Below are 19,440 nucleotides of genomic sequence, written 5' to 3'. Positions count from 1 at the left end.
ACATTTATACATATAAAGAGAACTTTAATGACTGTTGCAAAGCGTTTGTATTTACTGATTATTTCTGCCATCTTAGGACTGGCTGGCTTGGCCGGTTTCGGCATTGTCGAAATGGCTAAGGTTTATAGTGCCGCCAATTTCGCTAATATTAATACCGTGCCCAGCTTGCTTGAACTGGATATTACGGCCAGGGCCGTGAACCAGATGCGTACGTATACCTGGCAATACCTGGCTGTGACCGATCCGGTTCAAAGAGCCGATATCGCCAGAAAACTTGCTGAGACACATTCCCAGGTCATCGATTCATTGAACAAATACGAGAAGGAAGATATTGACGATGATACCGACCGTGCCCTTTTGGTGGCTGACCGGGTAGCATTAGCAGAATACGACGCACTACGTACAAAGTTACTGGTTCTTGCTGATGCCGATAGAACCGCGGAAGCCAGGGACATTTTGTTGGCAAAGCAGTCCGTGATCGCCAGGCTCAATGATGCCATGACTGAACATGCAAAATATAATGCTGACCTGGGAAAAAAGGCTGCTGAGGATGCCGCCGCTACGCTGAAGAGTGCTAATTTTCTGGCAGCCTGCATAGCCTTCATTACGGTTGTCGGCGTTGCAGGTATGGGATTGATAATTGTCCGGAAAATAATCAGATCTTTAAATGGTGCAGTAGCAATCGCGCAGGCAGTTGCTGCGGGTGATCTGACTGCAAATATCGAAGTTACTTCCAAAGACGAAACAGGCCAATTGCTACAAGCCCTAAAAGACATGAATGGCAGTCTGGTCAATATTGTCGGACAAGTGCGCAATGGTACAGACACCATTTCTACTGCATCTCGTCAGATTGCCAGTGGTAACCTGGACTTATCATCACGCACGGAAGAACAAGCCAGTTCACTGGAAGAAACTGCATCTTCAATGGAAGAATTGACTTCTACAGTCAAGCAGAATGCAGACAATGCGCGGCAAGCCAATCAGTTGGCGATTTCGGCCTCTGAAGTTGCTGTCAAAGGTGGAGCTGTGGTAGCGCAAGTCGTCGACACAATGGGGTCTATCAACGGTTCTGCCAAAAAGATTGTTGACATCATCGGTGTGATCGATGGCATTGCATTCCAGACCAACATCCTGGCGCTGAATGCGGCGGTGGAGGCGGCTCGCGCCGGCGAACAAGGGCGAGGTTTTGCGGTGGTTGCAAGCGAAGTACGTAACCTGGCACAACGTGCGGCAAGTGCCGCCAAAGAAATCAAAGCCTTGATTGATGACTCGGTGGAAAAAGTCGAAGCTGGCAGCAAACTGGTCGATCAGGCGGGTACGACAATGCAGGCTATCGTCGGCAGTATCAGAAGCGTGACCGATATCATGGGTGAAATCACGGTCGCCAGCCAGGAGCAAACCTCCGGTATTGAGCAGATCAATCGGGCAATTGTGCAAATGGACGACGTCACTCAACAAAATGCTGCATTGGTGGAGGAGGCTGCGGCGGCCTCTCAATCACTGCAGAACCAAGTCGATAGCCTGGCACAGGTAGTCGGCATATTCAAGATCGGGAAAACGCAAACTGCTGTCATTGCGAAGTCGAACAAGACAAGTCATTCGACACAAGTCAAGGCAGCAGGCCAAAAGATAAAACCGGCGACATCGCAGAGCACCAATACAATTTACCCGACAGAAAAGTTGAAACTCGCCGGGAGTGAAGAAGATTGGGAAGAATTTTGACTGCATCTGGGTTGAATAAATTTTTAAACAGAAGCTCTCCTGAAAATATTTATCTTTGCTAACCGAAAGAAGAACGAACAAATTTCCAGCATTCACAAGTTATTTTGAATGCGTTTTATTTATGTCGTGGCTGGATGGCATACAGCCTTTTGATTATTTTTGAACATTCTATGGACAACAACACTGAACAAGCGGATATCGACAACCTGATCAAACTATTGATTGCTATGCGTGATTCGCTTGTAAACACCTCGCAAATATTGGGGGAATTACAGGCTATAGTGGATTTGCAAGGGCAACTATCAGCAAGACAAATAATGGAGGCACAACTAAAAAAAATACAAAATATTGATGCCAACAAATTGAACGAATTCCGTAATTAATCCAGTTTAAGGTGCCATGGCAGCAAAGGCGTCTCATTGGGAATCAAGGAATGAAGGCGTTTGTAAAGAAAACGTGTTTCCAGCAAATTGGTGATTCTCAATATGGTTTCAATAAAATCAAAAGGCTTGGTCAGAAAATCTTTAGCACCTAAAGCCAGTGCCCGGTGCTTTGCTTCCGGCATGGCGTCGGCGGTAAGTACCATAACGGGCCGGAAATCATTTTTCGGTGTGCATCTGGTTAATTGTTCAAGGACTGCATAGCCATCGAACTCGGGCATCATTAAATCCAACAGGACAAGGTCCGGGTCAAAAGCAATGACCAGATCAAGTGCACGGCTTGAGTCGGTGGTGCTGACGACGTTATTAAAACCTTCATGGGCCAATATTTTTTCGAGTAACTGCACATTGTCGATTTCATCATCGACAATCAGGATACGCATGGCAAGTATGTCAGAAACATTCATGGCAAAAGACGATTCAGAGTTGAAAGGAAAAGTGTTACGTCCAGTGGCTTGGTCAGGTATTCGTTTGCGCCGTTGGCACGAAGCCGGTCGATTGTAGCAGTTAGCGCGTCTGCACTCAGTATGACAACCGGAATGTCTTTCAGGCTTGACGATGCACGCACCTGCTGCAACACTTCTTCTCCGGACATGTCTGATAGTTGAAGATCAAGCAGTATCAAATCTGGTAGTTGCTGATGTGCAATGTGCAGACCTTCTGCTCCTTGTTTTGCACTGAGAAGTTTTATATTTTTGTTGCGTGTCAACAGTATTTCAACCAATACCAGGTTCGATGAATTATCTTCGATGTACAGTATCGTGCAAGGTCGATTCAAATGTGCCAGCAGAGTGAATGTCGGCGGCTGTTTTTTTTCCGGCATCGCTGCTTGCGCAATAGGTAGCTTTACCCAGAATTTGCTGCCTTCGCCCTCTATGCTGGATATGCCGATTTCCCCGCCCATTGCATTCACCAATTGCTTTGATACGACCAGGCCAAGACCGGTTCCTTCCACTAATTTTCGTTCTGCACCGAGACGGTCAAAGGGAGTAAACAGTCGCTTTTGCATTTCGGGCGAGATGCCAACACCACTGTCGGCTACCATTAGCTGCACTTGGGTTGACTGCACATGTACACTAAGTGTGACCGTGCCATTTTCCTTATTGTATTTGACTGCATTGGACAAAAGATTCAACATTACTTGCAGCAGGCGTTTGCGGTCTGCAAGCAAGTAGATTTCATTGGTTTTTTCCGGGCCAAGCAATAAAATATGTTTGGCATGTGCCAACGGTGCAATCAGTGACAGTGCTTCGCGCAAGAGCCCTCCAGTCTCGACTGGCTGCAATACAAGATTCAAATGGCCGGTTTCGATACGAGCGATATCCAATACCTCATCGATCAGGGCAAGCAGGTGGTGACCACCTTTCAGGATGTGACTGACGCTTTGCTGTGCATCTTTAGCCTGCATGTCCAGTTGTAGCAGTTGCGCAAAACCAAGGATGGCATTCAGCGGTGTGCGTAACTCATGGCTGGTGCGGGACAGAAATTCGGTCTTGGACTGATTGGCGCGCTCGGCCTCTTGCTGTGCCTTTTGTACTTCCTCTGAACGGGTTGCAAGCAGATGGCTGGCGCGTGCCATGCGGTCGGAAAGTTGACCCAATTCATCATCGGCTGCATCAATCGGAACCAGTGTCAGGCCGTGTTCCAGGCGGCCCGCATTTGCCGTCAATTGATGTACCCGCCGCACTATACCGGCAGAAAACAGCAAACTTGCAAACAGGGCGCCAAGTACACCTGCAATTACAGTTCCAGCCGTGACAACCATGGTGAGATTGTGTACCCGGTTTGCCTGTTGCACGCTTTCTTGTCGCAGTTGTTCTTCCCGTATCAGCATCGTATCGATATGGGCACGCAAATCATCCAGTACTTTTTTATTCAGGATCAGGGCCTGCGTCAATGTCTCATGGGGGGATGCTGGCCCCATGTTGATCAGTTCAACCAGGCCATCGCTTTTCTTGTCAGCAAGAGAAACCAGGCGTTTAAGTAAGCTGATTTGTTGTTCATCGCGGATTTGCGATTTAAGACGCTGCAATGTTTTTGGTAACTCGGTCTCACTGACATAGTAAGGTATAAGAAAATTTTGATGCCCGGTCAGCAAATAGCCGCGAACACCGGTTGCTGCTTCAGCCAGCAAAGTATGTACTTCTTGAATATCTCTTTGGATTTGTATCGTGCGTTGTACATTTTCCTGGGCACGGTTCGCCTGGATTCCCATCAGGTAACTGGATATCAATGTGCCAAGCAAGACCATGATGGGCAAAGCGATCACAATCAAGCCTTTGATCCGCATGGGGCGGTTTGACCACCACCGCATTGGCCAGCTTGATAGTGCTGTCATGATGTCTTGATGCCGGAAGACCCGGAGCTACCCATACCCAATTCGACTGCGAGGGCGGCCACTTGCGTGCGGTCCTGTAGCTGGAGTTTATGAATGATGCGTTCCACATGTACTTTGACCGTGCCCTTGGTGATACCAAGCCTGTCACCAATGTCGGAATTGGTCAAACCATGTGGCAGCAGTGACAGCACTTCCCGTTCGCGGGCAGTGAGCAGTGCGGCTATCTGCTTGATATGGTCATTCTTCTTAGTGGTGCTTGCTTCTGATGGTTCATGCAATGTCAGCGCCAATATGTTGGCAAGCGTGCCAAGAGTGAGAATATCGGCAGGCGCTGGTTCCGCCAGTTGCTTGCGATTGACCAGTACCAATATGCCTCTGGTACGCGTCTGCTTCACCAATGGAAAAAGCATTTCCAGTCCTGCTACGCCCCCTGCAGGCAACAATAAGCGGCTGATGGTTTTTTGTCTGATCACTACTCTTGCATCCGGCTTGAGCATTGTTGACAGGATGCCCTGCACCGGGAAGCGCGTTCCACAGGGTAAAACAGGTCCCCTTGACGCATGCACACGTAAGGCACCTGCGTCTTCCACCAACACGGCACCGGCTTCCAAAGCTGAAAACTCCAAAGCATAGGCAAGCACTGCAGATATGGCTGATTCTTCCCCATCAGCCAGTATCTGGCCTACATCATGCAACAAGCGAAGACGGGCAAGATTTGCCTGGTTGTCGCGATACTGTTCACGTAAGGAATGCGCTGTGGTCGAGGGTGTAGTGTCCATAACAGATAGTATATGCCATACGGCATATCGCATGCTAGGCCACGTGGCTGATGGCAAGTATTGGACAGTCCGGCATCATCATTTCAACTTCTTAGGAAGAAGGTTTGAATATATTGTCAACTATAGGAAATATGAAATGAAAAGTCTGTTCTTTGCGATTGCTTTGCTCGCTGGTGGTACTGTTTATGCAGAAGCCCCTCCCAAACGATATGATCATGTAGCAACCGCACCAGCTACTGCTGCAGAAAAGGAAATTGCCGGACTCTTTGATCGCTGGAATGCCGCGCTTGCCACTGGAAAGCCCGAAGAAGTCGTAAAGCTTTATGCGACTAACGGTATCTTGCAGCCTACGGTGTCGAATAAAATTCGTGCAACACCGGAAGAAATTGAAGAGTACTTTGAGCATTTTCTGTTACTCAAGCCAAAGGGCACCATCAATTATCGTCAGATTCGCCTGTTCGGTGAGAATACAGCACTCGATAGCGGTGCCTATACTTTTGACGTGGTGAAAAATGGCAAACCAGCAAAGGTGCGAGCACGGTATACCTATGTATATGAGAAAATCAATGGCGACTGGAAAATCATCAATCATCATTCGTCAGCAATGCCCGAGTTTGTCGAAGAAAAATGATCTTCAATAAATCAGACTAGTAAATCTGTCCGTGTGTTGTATTATCAGGCACGGACAGCTTGTCTTTTGATAAATGGATGGGTCAGAGTAAAAAGCGATTTACTTATGCTGGCAAGAACCGGTCATGATATTCCTGAGAATTGATGAACTGCCCAATCAACGTCACCACATCCGTCCCCTGCTGCGCCAATAACTGATTAAACGTCGCCTGATCCGGTGCATGTCCCAGCAAGCCAATATAATCCAGTGTCAGTGACACCTTGGATTGGGAACTGGCCTTGAACTCCGTCGATTCCGTAAAGCCCGCCAGCAAATCGCCCCGGCTCACCCCATTACTGAGCTGCCCCAGCCAGTAAGCCTTACCGGCCGCATCTGATGTTCTGTGCAAGACATTCTGATATACCCGGTCCACAAAGGCACTATTGTCCAGACTGCCATAAGTAGTCTGGAACTCCGTACTGGCCACAAACGAGGCACTGATCTTACTCAGATTCATGCCCGCCTTCTCTTGCTGCATCCAGTAAGCCAGCCCATCGTGGTCCGGCAAACGGTCAAAGGCACCAAAGTACAACCTTGTCAGACTACCAATCCCATTCTGGAACTCCGACGATGCCATGAAGGACGCCGCGACCTGTGCCTTGGTCATCTTGCCACTGTCAATCTGCTGCTGCCAGTACTGCACACCAGCCGTATCGGCTTCCCGGAACAGCACGTCGCGGTACAGCTGCATGGCAAACAGATCAGAACGGTGGAACACATCATTGTCCTTCACCAGCGGATTGGTACCCAGTGTCAGTTCCACTGCATCCGGGATGCCATCAGCATCCTTGTCATTCGGCAAACCAGTCGCTGGGGTGGTCGGCACTGTCTTAAAGCCCAGCGCCCCTGTCATCAGGATCTTGCCATTGGCCAGGCCATCGCTATCAAAGGCACCGCCATTGGTGAGTTTAAAGTCCACTTTGAGCTTACCGTTGACGGCCAGGGTAGCGGTGCTGGGCCGCATGCCTTGCAAAATTCGTATTGCGGCATTGAAGCAGTGTCTATATTTGGCGAATTCGCAACCATACCCGACAAATGCGAAAATTTAAATCAGAGATGTGGAGGAAATATGAATGTGAAGAATTTGCGACATACCGAAGTAATATTTTGATAATGATATGGACGTAATATTTGTGTCAAAATGCAGTCGTCAGCGTCAATAAGCTGTTAAGTTGAAAATGAAACGTGAAACTGGAACGAAATGACGCGCATGAAAGTAAAAGAAGCAAGATGATGTTTAATGACAAACCGCAATCTGATGCTGTGCCGGATTTGCAAGAGCATCCCTGGGTCTCGCTGGAAACCGCGCTGGACGTTGAAGCATGGATGGATTTGCAACACCGTGAATTACAGCAGGCCCTGGACAACAAGCCAACCACAGGGCAGGGCATCTGCCTGACCTTATTGCATGGTGGTCAGTTGTATCTGCATACCAATTCTGATGGCGACGTTTTGTTGGACCTGACATCTGAAGCGCAATGGGTCGCTCCGGTACTCACAGCGGTGACACAGGCAAGCGCGCCGCGTGGTCAGGTATGGTGCCTGCAAGGGCATTTGTTAATACAACTGATGTTGGGCTTGAATAGTCTGATCGCCAGCAGCAGGCTGGTGCTGAAGCATCAGTTTAAAGGGGCACGCAACAGTATGCAGTAATGCCGGTTGTTGCCAACTGATAGCAGCTTAGCGTAGTGAGTATACCCTGGCCAGTTCACCTTCCTGGCGGGCGCGCAAGATGGCGCGGTCGATTTTCTGTATCAATCCCTTGTCAAGATCAGGCCGGACAGCGATATGAATGTCCACAGAAGAAACCGGCTTTGGCAAAATACAAAATACTTTTTCCGTTGTCCGGCTCATAGTGAATTTCGCTGCATATTGCTGGTTGATACGCTTTTCCAATTGGCTGATGTTGTTTGTCGAGCTATATAACAAAAACGCATCCATGCGACCCAGGTACAGTTTCTTCAGACGCATCAAATTATTGCTGGTATCGTCTTCCACCTTGAACAGCACATTGCTGAGCTGGTCAAACTTGTCCCCATTGCTGGTACCACGAACGATACCTATTGTTTTGCCTTTCAGGTCGTCCAGCGACCGAAATATAAATTTGTTATCACAAAGGGTGACGAGCAAGGACTGATCGGTAAAAATCGGCTGGGAAAACTTGAAACTGCCTAATCTTTCCTGCGTTTTTGATATGCCAAAGATCAGACCCTCTCCTTTTTCCGCGTTTTCCAGCGCACGTTTCCAGGGATAGCGCCGTATGTCGAATGTAAGTCCGGAATGCTGTTCCAGGTAGTGCAACAAGGCCGTGACTGCTGCAGATATCGGAACAAGCTTGCCTTTGTCATTCAATTCTTCACTCATCAACAATACCGGATGCTGGCCAGTTCTGGCGTGCACCTGAGCCGTCAGGCAAAGGTATGTTGTCAAGAGGCAGGCAAATAAGCGCAAGAACCTGGGCATGGCGATTCCGGTTGCGGACGAAGCGTGGTTTATCTTAGCGCAATTTATCTCCTTTGTTCTACTTTGACAGAATTGGTCGTTTCGCTGATTGGACTTGATACGCGTTGGGAAGTCTTGAAACTAAGTTCTGCACAATAAAAAAGCCCAGCCGCTGCTGCAGGCTGGACTTTTGAGGTTGGACTTTTCTGGCTGGCGACCTGACTGTTGATGCACAGCTCAGATGGACGAGAGATTTTTAGCTCGCCACGCCATTACGATCTATTTTGACTATGCGTGAACCGCCAGCTTTCTTGACATTGACTTCTGCTTCGCCAGGGCCAGTGACCTTGATACTGGCGCTGTCGAGCAACAATTCGCTGGCACGCAGGTCGCCGCTGCCACTGACTTTGGCAGTCAGGCTTTTGGCCTTGCCTTTCAGGTTTGCCTGGCCTGGGCCTTGCATGGTGAGTTCCAGTGATGCATCCGATTGCAGTTCAGCATCCAGATCTCCAGATCCTGACATGTCTGCCTTCAAATTTCCTTGAATGTGGTGAAAGGTCTGGTTGGATGGGCCGCTGTTTGCAATTTGCAAGTCCTTGATCTGGAGATTATTCGCATCCAGATCACCAGAGCCACTGGTCGTGACCGTTAACTGGCCGACTTCGCCCGCCAGTTTTACATCGCCTGAACCGTTGGAACGTACGTTCACCTGTTCCGCCTTGATACCCTGGATATCAGTGTCCCCAGAACCTACCGTTTCCAGCTGTAAGGCTTTAATGCTGCCCATCAAACGGACATCGCCAGACCCATGTTTTGTCAATTTGACGCTGGCTGTTTGAAGGTTATCAACACGCAGGTCACCGCTACCGCTAGCGGTGACATCCAAAGATTGACTGACGGTATCAAAACGGGCTTCACCGGACCCGCGCATTTCCAGTTCGGCCTGTGCGACTTGCAATTGTTGCATGTCAAGATCGCCGCTGCCGGTGGACAGGAATTTCAATGCACCCACCTTGCCAGTAATCCTGACATCGCCAGAGCCATGCATGTAGAGTGCCAGCTTTTCTGCCTGCAAGTCGTGCACATCCAGGTCACCGCTACCGGAATTGGTGACTTTGCTTAGCCCGTTCGTGGTGGTCACCCTGATCGTACCGGGTTGGTTGCTCCAGGTAAAGCTGTAGGATTTGCGCTTGCTGCGTATGATCAATACCTTGTTTTCCACCACGGTTTCAATTTCCGGTACCAGATTGTCGTCGCCACTGATGACCACGCTGGCTTGCGGTCCGTTGGTGACCACGACGTCAAAGAAACTGGAGTTTTCTATGGCATTGAATTCAGTCACACTGCGCTGTTCGGTAGCGATTTTACCGCTACCCTTGATGGTATCGCCGTCGACACTGATTTCGCAGCCACCCAGCATGAGGGCCAGCAACGTGAGGCATCCAAGTGATTTGATCATGATTTGACGTGATGAAAGAGTTAACAGTATCCAAGTGTAGTAGGATTTATATGTTTTTTCACTGCCCATAGAGACAGACTGCAAATTCAGTGTCATCAAACGCAAATTTGCCCGATGAAGCGTTGTCACATCAGCCAAAATCCCGATTCAGATGTACACTTGGCAGCAGTTTCTTCAAGTGCAACCATGACGACATAATGATGCCAACCCGACGCCAGCTTTTAAAACAGGGTTTATTGCTCAGTGCTACCGGCTTGCTCGGTCAGCCGGTGCTATCGCAGGCGTCTCCTGCGGGAGAAAAATCTGCTCAACCTGCGCCGCCGCCGGATTTGTTTGATTCCCAGGCGCTGGATATCGAATTTTGGGTCAAGCCCAGAACCCTGGACCTGATACGACCGGCGACCGGTGAACGCAGCAAGATCCTGTACTGGAAAGACGGTGACGTGCTGGAATCTGCGTATCAGCAACTCTGCCATTTGCTGCGTGATGTGAATGGCAAGCAGACTGCCCCCATCGACCCCAAACTGCTGGAAACCCTATGGGCTACCCAGGCGTATGTGGCACGCTTTGGTGTCAGCCGCCCACTGGAGATTTTATCCGGTTACCGCACCCTGGCATCGAACCAGCGCCTGATCGAAGAAGGTGTGCCGGCTGCCCGCAAATCCCTGCATATGGAAGGCAAGGCCGCAGATATCCGCATACCACAGTTGCATGAAGAAATACTGGGGGAATTGATACAGAGCTTCCGTCAGGGCGGTGTCGGTTTTTATTACCGCCAGACGGCGCAAGGCGGCTGGATACATACCGACACCGGCTTGCAAAGAAGCTGGAAGGGTTGATTAGCCTTTCCAGCAAAGTCTGAAAATTTACTGTTTTTGATTCATCTTTTTAGTATCCCCCGTAGTCACTATGCTCCACAAGCCGGGTTGCAGATATTTCCGGCTGGCCTGGTTCAATTGTTCCAGCGTCAGGTTTTGGATGGCGGATTCTCTTTGTGCATACAGGGAAAAGTCCTTGCCCTGATGCAAAGCGGTATTCCATAAACCTGCCAGCCGGGTATCGTCGGCGCGTTGTTGCTGGATCAGACGGCCCAATGCCTGTTTGGCTTTTGCCAGCTCCTCTTGTCTGAATCCACCACTTTCGACTGCGCGTAGTTCTTCAATGATCGCAACTTTCAGCTTGTCCACGTTGGCCGATGCGGCGGTGGCGATAATTTGCCAACTGGCAGACGGGTCACTTGCCTGCGCGTCGAGATGCGAGCGAACATGATAGCTCCAGCCTTCTTTCTGGCGTACCCGCAAGCCCAGTCGTGATTCTGCCGTTGAACCGCCTATCAGGTAATTAGCGACTTCCAGGGCCACATAGTCGGGGTCATTCTGGCTGATGGGCAAATCCAGACGCCCCATGAAATAGCCATTGTCTTTACCTGGGGTAGGGATGAAGGTATCGAGTGGCAGGCGTTCCATGATACTGGTATGGGCGGGCTTATAAGGAGCCTTGCTTTCCCAGCCGGCTAATTGCTGCTGCAGGATGGCTATGGCTTCATCCGCGTCAAAATCACCGACAATAGCCAGGTGGCCGTTGGAGGCACCATAGAACTGTTTATGAAAATCAAACAAGTCGGTAGGTTTGATGGCATTCAGGTCTGAAATGATTTGCTGGGCGGTTTCTTGCGCCCTTATATCGCCGTCGGGATAGACATTGAAATGCCTGGCCATTTCATCCATGCCCATTTGCACCGGGTTACCCCGTTCTGCGTGCCATTTCCTTTTTTCCTTATCGATGGTCGTTTGCGCCTGGGCGAAGCTGGGTTCCTTCAAGTTCATGACCATCAATTGCAAAGCTTGTTTCAGGTGCGCCCTGTCAGTGGTGAACTGGGTCAGGCCACCACGGATATGTGATTTTTCTCTTTCTGCTTCCAATGCTTCCTTGCCAAACTGGTTGCTGCCGTTGAGCATATTTTGTTCGGTCATGCGTTCCAGCCAGCGCTTGGCGAACAGGGATTGCTCATCCCCCCAGTGCAGCGCCAGATCAACGCTGACAGCCTGGCCCCGGCTGGGTTTGGAGAGCAGGGCCACATCCAGGTTACCGATTTTCAGACGCCGGGTTTGCTTCTGGATATTGGCGACACTGGCATTGAAATCACTGGCCAGCGCATACTCATCGACATGCGAAAAATTCTTCATGACCTCGCTTAAAGGCGGTGCCGGCGGGATACTGCTATCCAGGCTTTTTTCTTCTGACAGCAAGACAGCAACTGTACGGTTGTCGCGCACAAAATAACGCTTTGCCGCATTTTGAACCTGTGCTGTCGTCAGTTTGGCGATACGGTCTTTTTCCACAAATAGCAGACGCCAGTCACCCAGCGTTATGTATTCCGGTAGTGTGGTCGCCAATTTTTCCGCATCATTCATGAGCCTGGAAAAATTATTCACATACTGGCTTTTGACAAAGTCGAGCTCATCCTGACTCATGGCATGCTGGCCAAAACCTTCTATGATTTTGATCAGGCCCTTGGCATTTTCATCAGAAGGTGTACCGGCATAACTGTCAGTGGTAAACACGGCCAGGCCAGCTTCTGCATTGCCTTGCATGGAAAAAGCAGGCGAGAAATTGGTCAGGACAATGTCATTGCCTTGATTGCGTTGCTCGCGCCCGGACGACAACATGGCCCCGGCCACTTTCAGGGCAGCATAATCCGGATGCAGGGCAGAGGGTTTGTGATAGGCCAGCATGGTAACGTTGTAATTGGCTTTTCTTCTGATGACGACCTGACGTTCACCCTGTTGTGCCGGTTCTATGGTGGGTATGACTGGCAGTGCAGTTTTGGGTGTCACCAGACGGCTGAACTTGCGTGCGATGACCTCCAGCACATGGGCTGCATCAAACTTTCCTGCCACTACCAGTACGGCGTTGTCGGGGCGATAGTAATTGTGATACAGCTGACGCAATTGCTCGATGTTGACCTTTTCTATATCGCTTTTTTCCCCGCCAGTACTATGCCCATAACCATGCCAGTCAAAGGCAACCGCCAATACACGTTTGCTGAGGATTTCGGTCGGACTGACCTCGCGCAATTCCAGTTCATTGCGCACCACCGTCATTTCCGTATCCAGCTCAGTTTGCAAGACCTGCGCATTTTGCATGCGGTCTGCCTCCATCCCCAATAACCAGTCCAGATCAGCCTGATTGGCATCAAATGATCCTATGTAATTGGTGTAGTCGAGATGGGTAAAAGCGTTCCAGCGCACCCCGCGACTGCTGAGTTGACTGGCAATCTGCGGATAATTTTTGCTACCCCTGCACAGCATATGTTCAAGCAGATGTGCATACCCGGTCTGCCCAACGTTTTCGTGCCTGGAACCCACCATATAAGTCATATTGACCGTAATGGTTGCCTGCGAATTGTCAGGCATCAGCAAGACTTTGAAACCATTTGGCAAACGGTATTCAGTTATGCCTTCTACACTGCTGGTGCGCGTGACATCCGCAGGCATGGCAACGGCAGCATTCGTTTGGGCATGTGATACCAGCAGGGCAATTGCCAGGACAAGGGATTTGAGTGAGGTGTTCAAGACGGATATATTGAGTATAAATAAAATAAAAAAACCGGAAATCATTGATCTCCGGTTTCATCACCAGCCAGACTTATTTGGCTGCTGCTACCGCTTTCGCTTTGGCTTCATCACCAGCGATGAAAATACTCATCTTCGCTGGATCAATATAGCGACGGAATGCCTCGTTGATCTGCTCCACAGTCAATGCCTGTATCTTGTCATCCATGGCTTGCGACCAGCCCCAGTTGCGGTTCAGATACAGGTTGCTGTTCCAGCCGCCAGCAAGATTGCCGTCACTGGTACGCGCTTGCAGTCGTTGTTGCAGCAAGCCGGATTTGGCTTTGGACAGTTCTTCAGCGGTAAAGCCTTCCTTCAGGGCACGGTTCAATTCTTCCTTGATGGCGATTTCCAGCTTGGCCAGATTTTGTGGCGCTGCCGTGGCGCTGATGCCAAAGCTGCCGACGCGATCAATTTCACCGACATTCAGGCTGGACCCGCCGCCATAAGACAGCCCGTCTTTTTGACGTATGCGTTCCAACAGACGGGAATTCATACCCGCACCACCACCAAAAATATAATTGGCAACACGCAGTGCAGGGAAGTCGGCATCGTCCTCCTTCATGCTGAGATTCATGCGGCTCAGATAGACAGCACTTTCCTTATCCGGCGTGTTGAAGGTTTTGCGCACCACTTCGACATCGGTGCTTTTGCTGACCATGCGAGTGTACGGGGCTTTGCTGGTCCAGCCATCAAATGCCTTGTTGATCACCTGTTTGGTCGCGTCCACATCAAAATCACCGACGATACTCAATTCACCTTTGGAGACGCCATAAAAATCTTGATGGAAAGCCTTGATGTCTTCCAGCTTGACTGCACGCAATTCTGCCAGTGCCTCATCCAGCGTCACGGCAGCACGCATATCACCTTTTGGGTAGCTGTTGAAATGCAGAGCCATAGCGCGGCTGACAACGGAACCTGGTTCATTGCGTGAAGCTTCCAGGCCGACCAGGGACCTTTCCTGTATCTGTTTGAATTCATTGTCCGGGTAATTGGCTTCTTTCAAGACATGGGCCACCAGTTCCAGGGCGGCAGGTAAATTTGCCCTGGTGGTCTGGAAGGAATACAGGCCACCACTCATTTTCAGCTTGGACATTTCATCCGATAGCTGGGCGCGTGAATATTTGCTGGTGCCGGTAGTCAGCAAGGATCCGGCAAAACCGGCGATGGTGCCTTTCTTGAACAGACTCTGTTCATCGCCCCAGTGCAGAGACAGCGACACGTTGACGGTTTCGCCACGGGTTTTCTTGGGCAACAGCGCCAGTTGCAGATTGCCCATGGTACTCAATTGCGTACGTTTATCAATATTTGCCGGGGCTGGGTCAAACGCTTCCCCCGTCAAGGTGGCTGCCTTGGGCTTGAAGTCTTTCATGACTTCAGCCATGCTGGGTGCTGCTGGTACTTCTGCACGTTGCGGATTATCTTCCGGAATAAACATGCCTACCGTGCGGTTATCGCGCACCAGATAGCGCTTGGCGGCGGCTGTTACCTGTTCGGCACTGACATTGTCAACATCATCCCTGTCCTTGAACAGATAGCGCCAGTCACCCATGGCGATATATTCAGACATGCTGATGCCGATTGATTCGTGGTTATTCAACAGTTTTTCGTAAAAATTGGCCGTATCTCGCCTCAGGCGATCCATTTCTTCCTTGGTCGGCGGGTTATTTTTAAAATCTTCTATGCCAGCCAGCAGTGCATCCCTGGCTGCGTCAACCGATTCCCCTTTTTTTACTACCGCACCAATCATGCTGATGCCAGGTTCCACATGACCGACACTGCTGGAAAAGACCTGGACCACCTTGCCAGTCTCCACCAGTTGTTTGTGCAAGCGACCATGGGGTGCCGCGGTCAGGATGCTGCTGGCAAAACCCAGGGCGTCGCGGTCGTGGTGCAAGCCTGCTGGTACTTTATAGGCGATCATCACCAGTTGTACGTCACCCTTGCGACGCACGATCACGCTGCGTTCACCATCCTGTGTCGGCTCCACGGTCCAGAATTGCGGCAGGCTGCGTGTTGGCTTGGCGATCTTGCCGAAAGAAGCGCTAATCCATTGCAGCACTTTTTCCTGCTCGAACTTGCCTGCCACCATCAACACTGCATTGTCGGGCTGGTAGTAGTTGTGATAAAACGCCTGCAAATTTTCAATTTTGACGTTTTCGATATCACTGCGATTGCCGATGGTAGCATTGCCATAGTTGTGCCAGTCATAGGCCACACTTTGCAGGCGTTTCATCAACACGGCACCAGGTGAGTTTTCACCTCGCTCATATTCATTGCGCACGACCGACATTTCGGTATCCAGGTCTTTTTTGGCGATGAAAGAATTCACCATGCGGTCCGCTTCCAGTTCCAGTGCCCATTTCAGGTTGTCATCACTGGACTGGAACAGTTCATAGTAATTGGTACGGTCAAGCGAGGTGGTGCCGTTCATGCGCATGCCGCGCTTGTTGAACTCTTCCGTGATCTTCGGGTTGTTGGGTGTACCTTTGAACAGCATGTGTTCAAGCAAATGCGCCATCCCGGTTTCACCGTAATTTTCATGGCGTGAACCGACCAGGTAAGTGATATTGACAGTGACTGTGGGTTTTGTTGCATCCGGCATCAGCAATACCCGCAAGCCATTTGGCAAGCGATATTCGGTAATGCCTTCGACACTGCTCACCTGGCTGACACCTGCGGGCAAGCTGTCCGCCAGCGCCAGCGGCGCAGTGAACAGGAAGACGCCACCCAAAACCAGTGCGCGCAACACAGGTTTGAGTGAAAGCTGGATACCGGAGCGTGCTGAGTGCATAAAATCCTTCAGTCGAAAATAAGAGCAAAAAATAAATGATCCGGCCAGTGCTTTTACATTGACGGGATCATTCCTGGATTGGTGACGATTTTGTACAAGTGGTCAATTCTATACTGTCAAATACGGCTTGCCATGGGCCAATACATGGGTAAATACCCCGCAAAACCGGCGATTGTGACTATGTGTTAAATAAAACGCATTGTCAATTGGTTCATGCAGGCAATATGGGGGCTATGGGGGGCTTATACAAGGATTTCCAGAGTCTGGCTTCCGCTCCAGCTCCCACCGGGGGCCAGGTTGACGGGGCGCAATATGGTCGCTGCTTCTACGCACAACATGCGTTTTTCGCCACCAGCGTCCATATCGCTGATGTTGGCCGCACTAGCACCCGGGTTCCATACCACTGCATCGGCAAAGCCTGCACTGCTGATGACCGTGGTTTGATGCGGCTGGCGCAATTCCAGACGGGCCGGTGCACCGCCATAGATACGGTCGGTTTCTGCCTGTACTTGCAGTGCAGCATCACTATCGAGGCAATGGTCTTTACCAGTGACAGTATCGCGGTAATGCAGACCTTGCAAGCCGTGCAGACTGGCCTGGCTGATATCCCTGACGGTCAGATAGGTGTGCAAGGCGCTGCAAAAGCTGAAATGGGTGTCGCCGGTATTCTGTACTTCCAGTGTCATTTGCAGGGCATTGCCTTGCAGGGTAAAACGTAGCACCGCACGGAATACATGCGGCCATATCGTCAGGCGGGCAATATTTTCCTTGAGTTCATACACGGCCTGGGCGGCACCGTTGTCGAGTACGCCGGATTCCAGCAAACGCCATTCAGACGTGCGGGCAAACCCGTGCTTGGGCAAGGTACCCAGATTGGAAAACTGGGGAAACACTACAGGCACACCGCCGCGTATGGCAATACCTTCCTTGAATTCTGAACGGCTGCTCATGAATAATTGTTCGGAGCCGCCCGCAGGTATCCATGAACACAAATGGGCGCCCTGGCTGGCAATTCTTGCTTTGGCACCATCTTTTGACTGCAGGTCGAGGAAATTCATCAAGTGAGGCTTTCTGGTTGATCAGTGATAGCCTGAAGTTTAATGGATTTTGCCGCGTGCTTGTCAGCATCCGCCTTTGCCTGCTTTCGGGTAGTATTGCAGGCACAAAAAACGCCAATGAGGTTTATCTATGGATATGCAGCCCAGCTATCTTGCCATCAAACATTTACACATGACTTGTGCCGCCCTGAGTGGCAGTTTGTTTTTGTTGCGCGGTATCTGGATGCTGCGTTCTTCAGCCATGCTGACACGACGCTGGGTCAGGATATTGCCGCATGTGATTGATACCGCCTTGCTGGCAAGCGCATTGACCTTGGCGATGTGGAGTGGGCAATACCCTTTCCGCCAGGATTGGCTGACTGCAAAATTGCTGGCACTGATTCTGTACATCGTGCTTGGTACTGTCGCCCTGAAACGCGGCAAGACGCCTGCAATAAGGGCGGTGGCTCTGGTGGCAGCGCTGCTGGTGTTTGCCTATATTGTCAGTGTCGCGCTGACCCGTCAGGTTTTTCCCTTGTGAATGAGAAGAGGAATCAATTGATGAAATGCCGATTGCTGAATCTGAAGCTGAATCCGAAGCTGGTGCTGGCCAGTACCTTGCCACTATTGTTTATGCAAACTGCGGCAGCCAGTGATGAATTAAGCATACTGGCACAAGAGCTGCGTCAGGGTAAAACCACGGCACAGGAAGTGTTGGCAAGTTACCAGGCCAAAATCCAGTCAACCAACCCGGCGATTCAGGCCGTCATGACCATCAATCCGCAAGCGCAGGCAGAAGCAATAGCCGTGGATCAGCAGGTACCACGTCGTGGCTACCTGGCAGGACTGCCCATATTGCTGAAAGATAATATTGATGTCAGGGGCATGGTGACCACAGCAGGTTCGCTGGCGCTGGCAGAGAATCAGGTGCAAAAAGATGCGGCTCTGGTGGCGCGTTTACGGGCTGCAGGTGTCGTCATCGCTGGCAAGACCAATCTCAGTGAATGGGCGAATTTGCGTTCCAGCCAGTCCAGCAGTGGCTGGAGTAGTGCCGGGGGCCAGACCCGTAATCCCTATGCACCAGATAGCAGCCCTTGTGGATCAAGTTCAGGTTCCGGTGCAGCTGTGGCGGCACGTCTGATACCCGCAGCGATCGGTACCGAAACCGATGGTTCCATCGTCTGCCCGGCATCGGTCAATGGACTGGTGGGGTTGAAGCCCACGGTTGGCCTGGTCAGCCGCACTGGCATCGTGCCACTCAGCCATAGTCAGGACACAGCGGGGCCGATGACGTTGACGGTACGCGATGCCGCCATGCTGCTCAATGCCATGGCGGGCAGTGATGTGCACGACCCGGCGACCCGGCAGGCTGACCGCTACCGCAGCAAGGACTACACGGCAGGGCTGAAGAAAACTGCACTGAAGGGTGTACGGCTGGGCATAGTGCGCAAGATGGTGGATGGTTATGATGCCGAAACCCGGGCGCTGTTTGAACGCAGTCTGGCGACATTGATCGCCAATGGTGCCACCATTGTTGACCAGATAGATTTGCCTTATCTGGAAGAACTGGACAAGGATGAACTGACCGTTCTGCTGCATGAATTCAAGGTTGACCTGAACATATATCTGGCTGCTACACCCGCAGCGGTCAAGACACGCAACATGGCCGATGTGATTGCTTTCAACAAACTGCATGCCGATACTGTCATGCCGCATTTTGGTCAGGAATTGATGGAACAGGCGCAAGCCACGCCGGGTTTGCAGGATGCAGCCTACCGGCAAGCTGCAGCCCGCATTAAATCAAGGGCGGGCAAGCAAGGCATTGATGCCGTGCTGAAAAAATACCGGCTGGCAGCACTGATTGCCCCCACCACCGGCACCGCCTGGGCCATCGACTACAAAGCCGGTGATGTGGTCGCTGGCAGCGCCAGTACACCCGCCGCCGTTGCTGGTTATCCGCACCTGACTGTGCCCATGGGGCTGGTGCGGGGTTTGCCAGTGGGCTTATCCCTGTTTGCCGGTGCCTGGAGTGAAGCAAAGCTGCTGAATATGGGCTATGCCTTTGAGCAGGCCAGACCAGCTTTGCCGGCACCAGCCTTGCTCCAGTCTCAAACCGTGGCCAGGTAAATTACCTGGAGGGCAGGG

16 protein-coding genes are annotated in these 19,440 nt (G+C 50.9%); 7 read left to right on the top strand and 9 right to left on the bottom strand.

What is annotated here, in order from left to right:
• Nucleotides 1-27: 27 nt before the first annotated feature.
• Both AC1RVX_RS01815 and AC1RVX_RS01810 read left to right on the top strand, forming a co-directional pair.
• On the top strand, nt 28-1,722 hold the full coding sequence (locus AC1RVX_RS01815) for a methyl-accepting chemotaxis protein (protein ID WP_493214859.1): 1,695 nt from the start codon (nt 28-30) through the stop codon (nt 1,720-1,722).
• Between the two features lie 170 nt (nt 1,723-1,892).
• On the top strand, nt 1,893-2,105 hold the full coding sequence (locus tag AC1RVX_RS01810) for a hypothetical protein (RefSeq protein ID WP_493214858.1): 213 nt from the start codon (nt 1,893-1,895) through the stop codon (nt 2,103-2,105).
• Here AC1RVX_RS01810 and AC1RVX_RS01805 read toward each other — a convergent pair.
• The 3 genes from AC1RVX_RS01805 to AC1RVX_RS01795 are packed head-to-tail and all read right to left on the bottom strand — an operon-like array spanning nt 2,102 to nt 5,279.
• The gene (locus AC1RVX_RS01805; protein ID WP_493214857.1) at nt 2,102-2,569 is read right to left on the bottom strand and encodes a response regulator; all 468 of its coding nucleotides are present in this window, start codon (nt 2,567-2,569) and stop codon (nt 2,102-2,104) included. The two genes, AC1RVX_RS01810 and AC1RVX_RS01805, sit on opposite strands and share 4 nt — an antisense overlap.
• On the bottom strand, nt 2,566-4,500 hold the full coding sequence (locus tag AC1RVX_RS01800) for an ATP-binding protein (protein ID WP_493214856.1): 1,935 nt from the start codon (nt 4,498-4,500) through the stop codon (nt 2,566-2,568). Before AC1RVX_RS01800 ends, AC1RVX_RS01805 begins: the two co-directional genes overlap by 4 nt.
• A complete protein-coding gene (locus tag AC1RVX_RS01795; protein ID WP_493214855.1) occupies nt 4,497-5,279 on the bottom strand; it encodes a helix-turn-helix transcriptional regulator in 783 nt (260 codons plus the stop codon). The genes AC1RVX_RS01800 and AC1RVX_RS01795 overlap by 4 nt, the downstream gene beginning before the upstream one ends.
• Nucleotides 5,280-5,310: 31 nt before the next feature.
• On the opposite strand from AC1RVX_RS01795, the gene AC1RVX_RS01790 reads away from it, so the two are divergent.
• Nucleotides 5,311-5,910, top strand: a complete 600-nt coding sequence (locus AC1RVX_RS01790; RefSeq protein ID WP_493214854.1) for an SgcJ/EcaC family oxidoreductase — start codon at nt 5,311-5,313, stop codon at nt 5,908-5,910.
• A 103-nt stretch (nt 5,911-6,013) separates the two neighbouring features.
• Here the strand turns inward: AC1RVX_RS01790 and AC1RVX_RS01785 are convergent, their stop codons facing one another.
• Nucleotides 6,014-6,913 carry a DUF4214 domain-containing protein gene (locus AC1RVX_RS01785; RefSeq protein ID WP_493214853.1) on the bottom strand — a complete coding sequence of 300 codons (900 nt, stop codon included), beginning with the start codon at nt 6,911-6,913 and terminating at the stop codon, nt 6,014-6,016.
• A 221-nt stretch (nt 6,914-7,134) separates the two neighbouring features.
• Between AC1RVX_RS01785 and AC1RVX_RS01780 the strand changes: the two genes are divergently transcribed.
• Nucleotides 7,135-7,602, top strand: a complete 468-nt coding sequence (locus tag AC1RVX_RS01780; protein WP_493214852.1) for a hypothetical protein — start codon at nt 7,135-7,137, stop codon at nt 7,600-7,602.
• Nucleotides 7,603-7,629: 27 nt separating this feature from the next.
• Here the strand turns inward: AC1RVX_RS01780 and AC1RVX_RS01775 are convergent, their stop codons facing one another.
• Complete coding sequence (locus AC1RVX_RS01775; RefSeq protein WP_493214851.1) at nt 7,630-8,349, bottom strand: substrate-binding periplasmic protein; 720 nt, start codon at nt 8,347-8,349, stop codon at nt 7,630-7,632.
• A gap of 298 nt (nt 8,350-8,647) precedes the next feature.
• Complete coding sequence (locus tag AC1RVX_RS01770) at nt 8,648-9,850, bottom strand: GIN domain-containing protein (RefSeq protein ID WP_493214850.1); 1,203 nt, start codon at nt 9,848-9,850, stop codon at nt 8,648-8,650.
• Nucleotides 9,851-10,050: 200 nt separating this feature from the next.
• On the opposite strand from AC1RVX_RS01770, the gene AC1RVX_RS01765 reads away from it, so the two are divergent.
• On the top strand, nt 10,051-10,689 hold the full coding sequence (locus tag AC1RVX_RS01765; RefSeq protein ID WP_493215150.1) for a YcbK family protein: 639 nt from the start codon (nt 10,051-10,053) through the stop codon (nt 10,687-10,689).
• A gap of 27 nt (nt 10,690-10,716) precedes the next feature.
• Here the strand turns inward: AC1RVX_RS01765 and AC1RVX_RS01760 are convergent, their stop codons facing one another.
• From AC1RVX_RS01760 to AC1RVX_RS01750, 3 genes are all read right to left on the bottom strand, one after another.
• On the bottom strand, nt 10,717-13,470 hold the full coding sequence (locus tag AC1RVX_RS01760; RefSeq protein WP_493214849.1) for a M16 family metallopeptidase: 2,754 nt from the start codon (nt 13,468-13,470) through the stop codon (nt 10,717-10,719).
• Between the two features lie 28 nt (nt 13,471-13,498).
• Nucleotides 13,499-16,258 (bottom strand): M16 family metallopeptidase, encoded by a 2,760-nt coding sequence (locus tag AC1RVX_RS01755; RefSeq protein WP_493214848.1) that lies wholly within the window; start codon nt 16,256-16,258, stop codon nt 13,499-13,501.
• Nucleotides 16,259-16,500: 242 nt separating this feature from the next.
• A complete protein-coding gene (locus AC1RVX_RS01750) occupies nt 16,501-17,316 on the bottom strand; it encodes a D-hexose-6-phosphate mutarotase (protein ID WP_493214847.1) in 816 nt (271 codons plus the stop codon).
• Between the two features lie 130 nt (nt 17,317-17,446).
• Here AC1RVX_RS01750 and AC1RVX_RS01745 point away from each other — a divergent pair, with 130 nt between their 5' ends.
• Both AC1RVX_RS01745 and AC1RVX_RS01740 read left to right on the top strand, forming a co-directional pair.
• The gene (locus AC1RVX_RS01745) at nt 17,447-17,836 is read left to right on the top strand and encodes a SirB2 family protein (RefSeq protein WP_493214846.1); all 390 of its coding nucleotides are present in this window, start codon (nt 17,447-17,449) and stop codon (nt 17,834-17,836) included.
• 20 nt (nt 17,837-17,856) lie between these two features.
• Nucleotides 17,857-19,422 (top strand): amidase, encoded by a 1,566-nt coding sequence (locus AC1RVX_RS01740; RefSeq protein ID WP_493214845.1) that lies wholly within the window; start codon nt 17,857-17,859, stop codon nt 19,420-19,422.
• Nucleotides 19,423-19,440 lie beyond the last annotated feature (18 nt).

This window comes from Undibacterium sp. GW821-FHT11B02, assembly GCF_058808955.1.
This window is presented reverse-complemented; position numbering and strand designations above follow the sequence as displayed.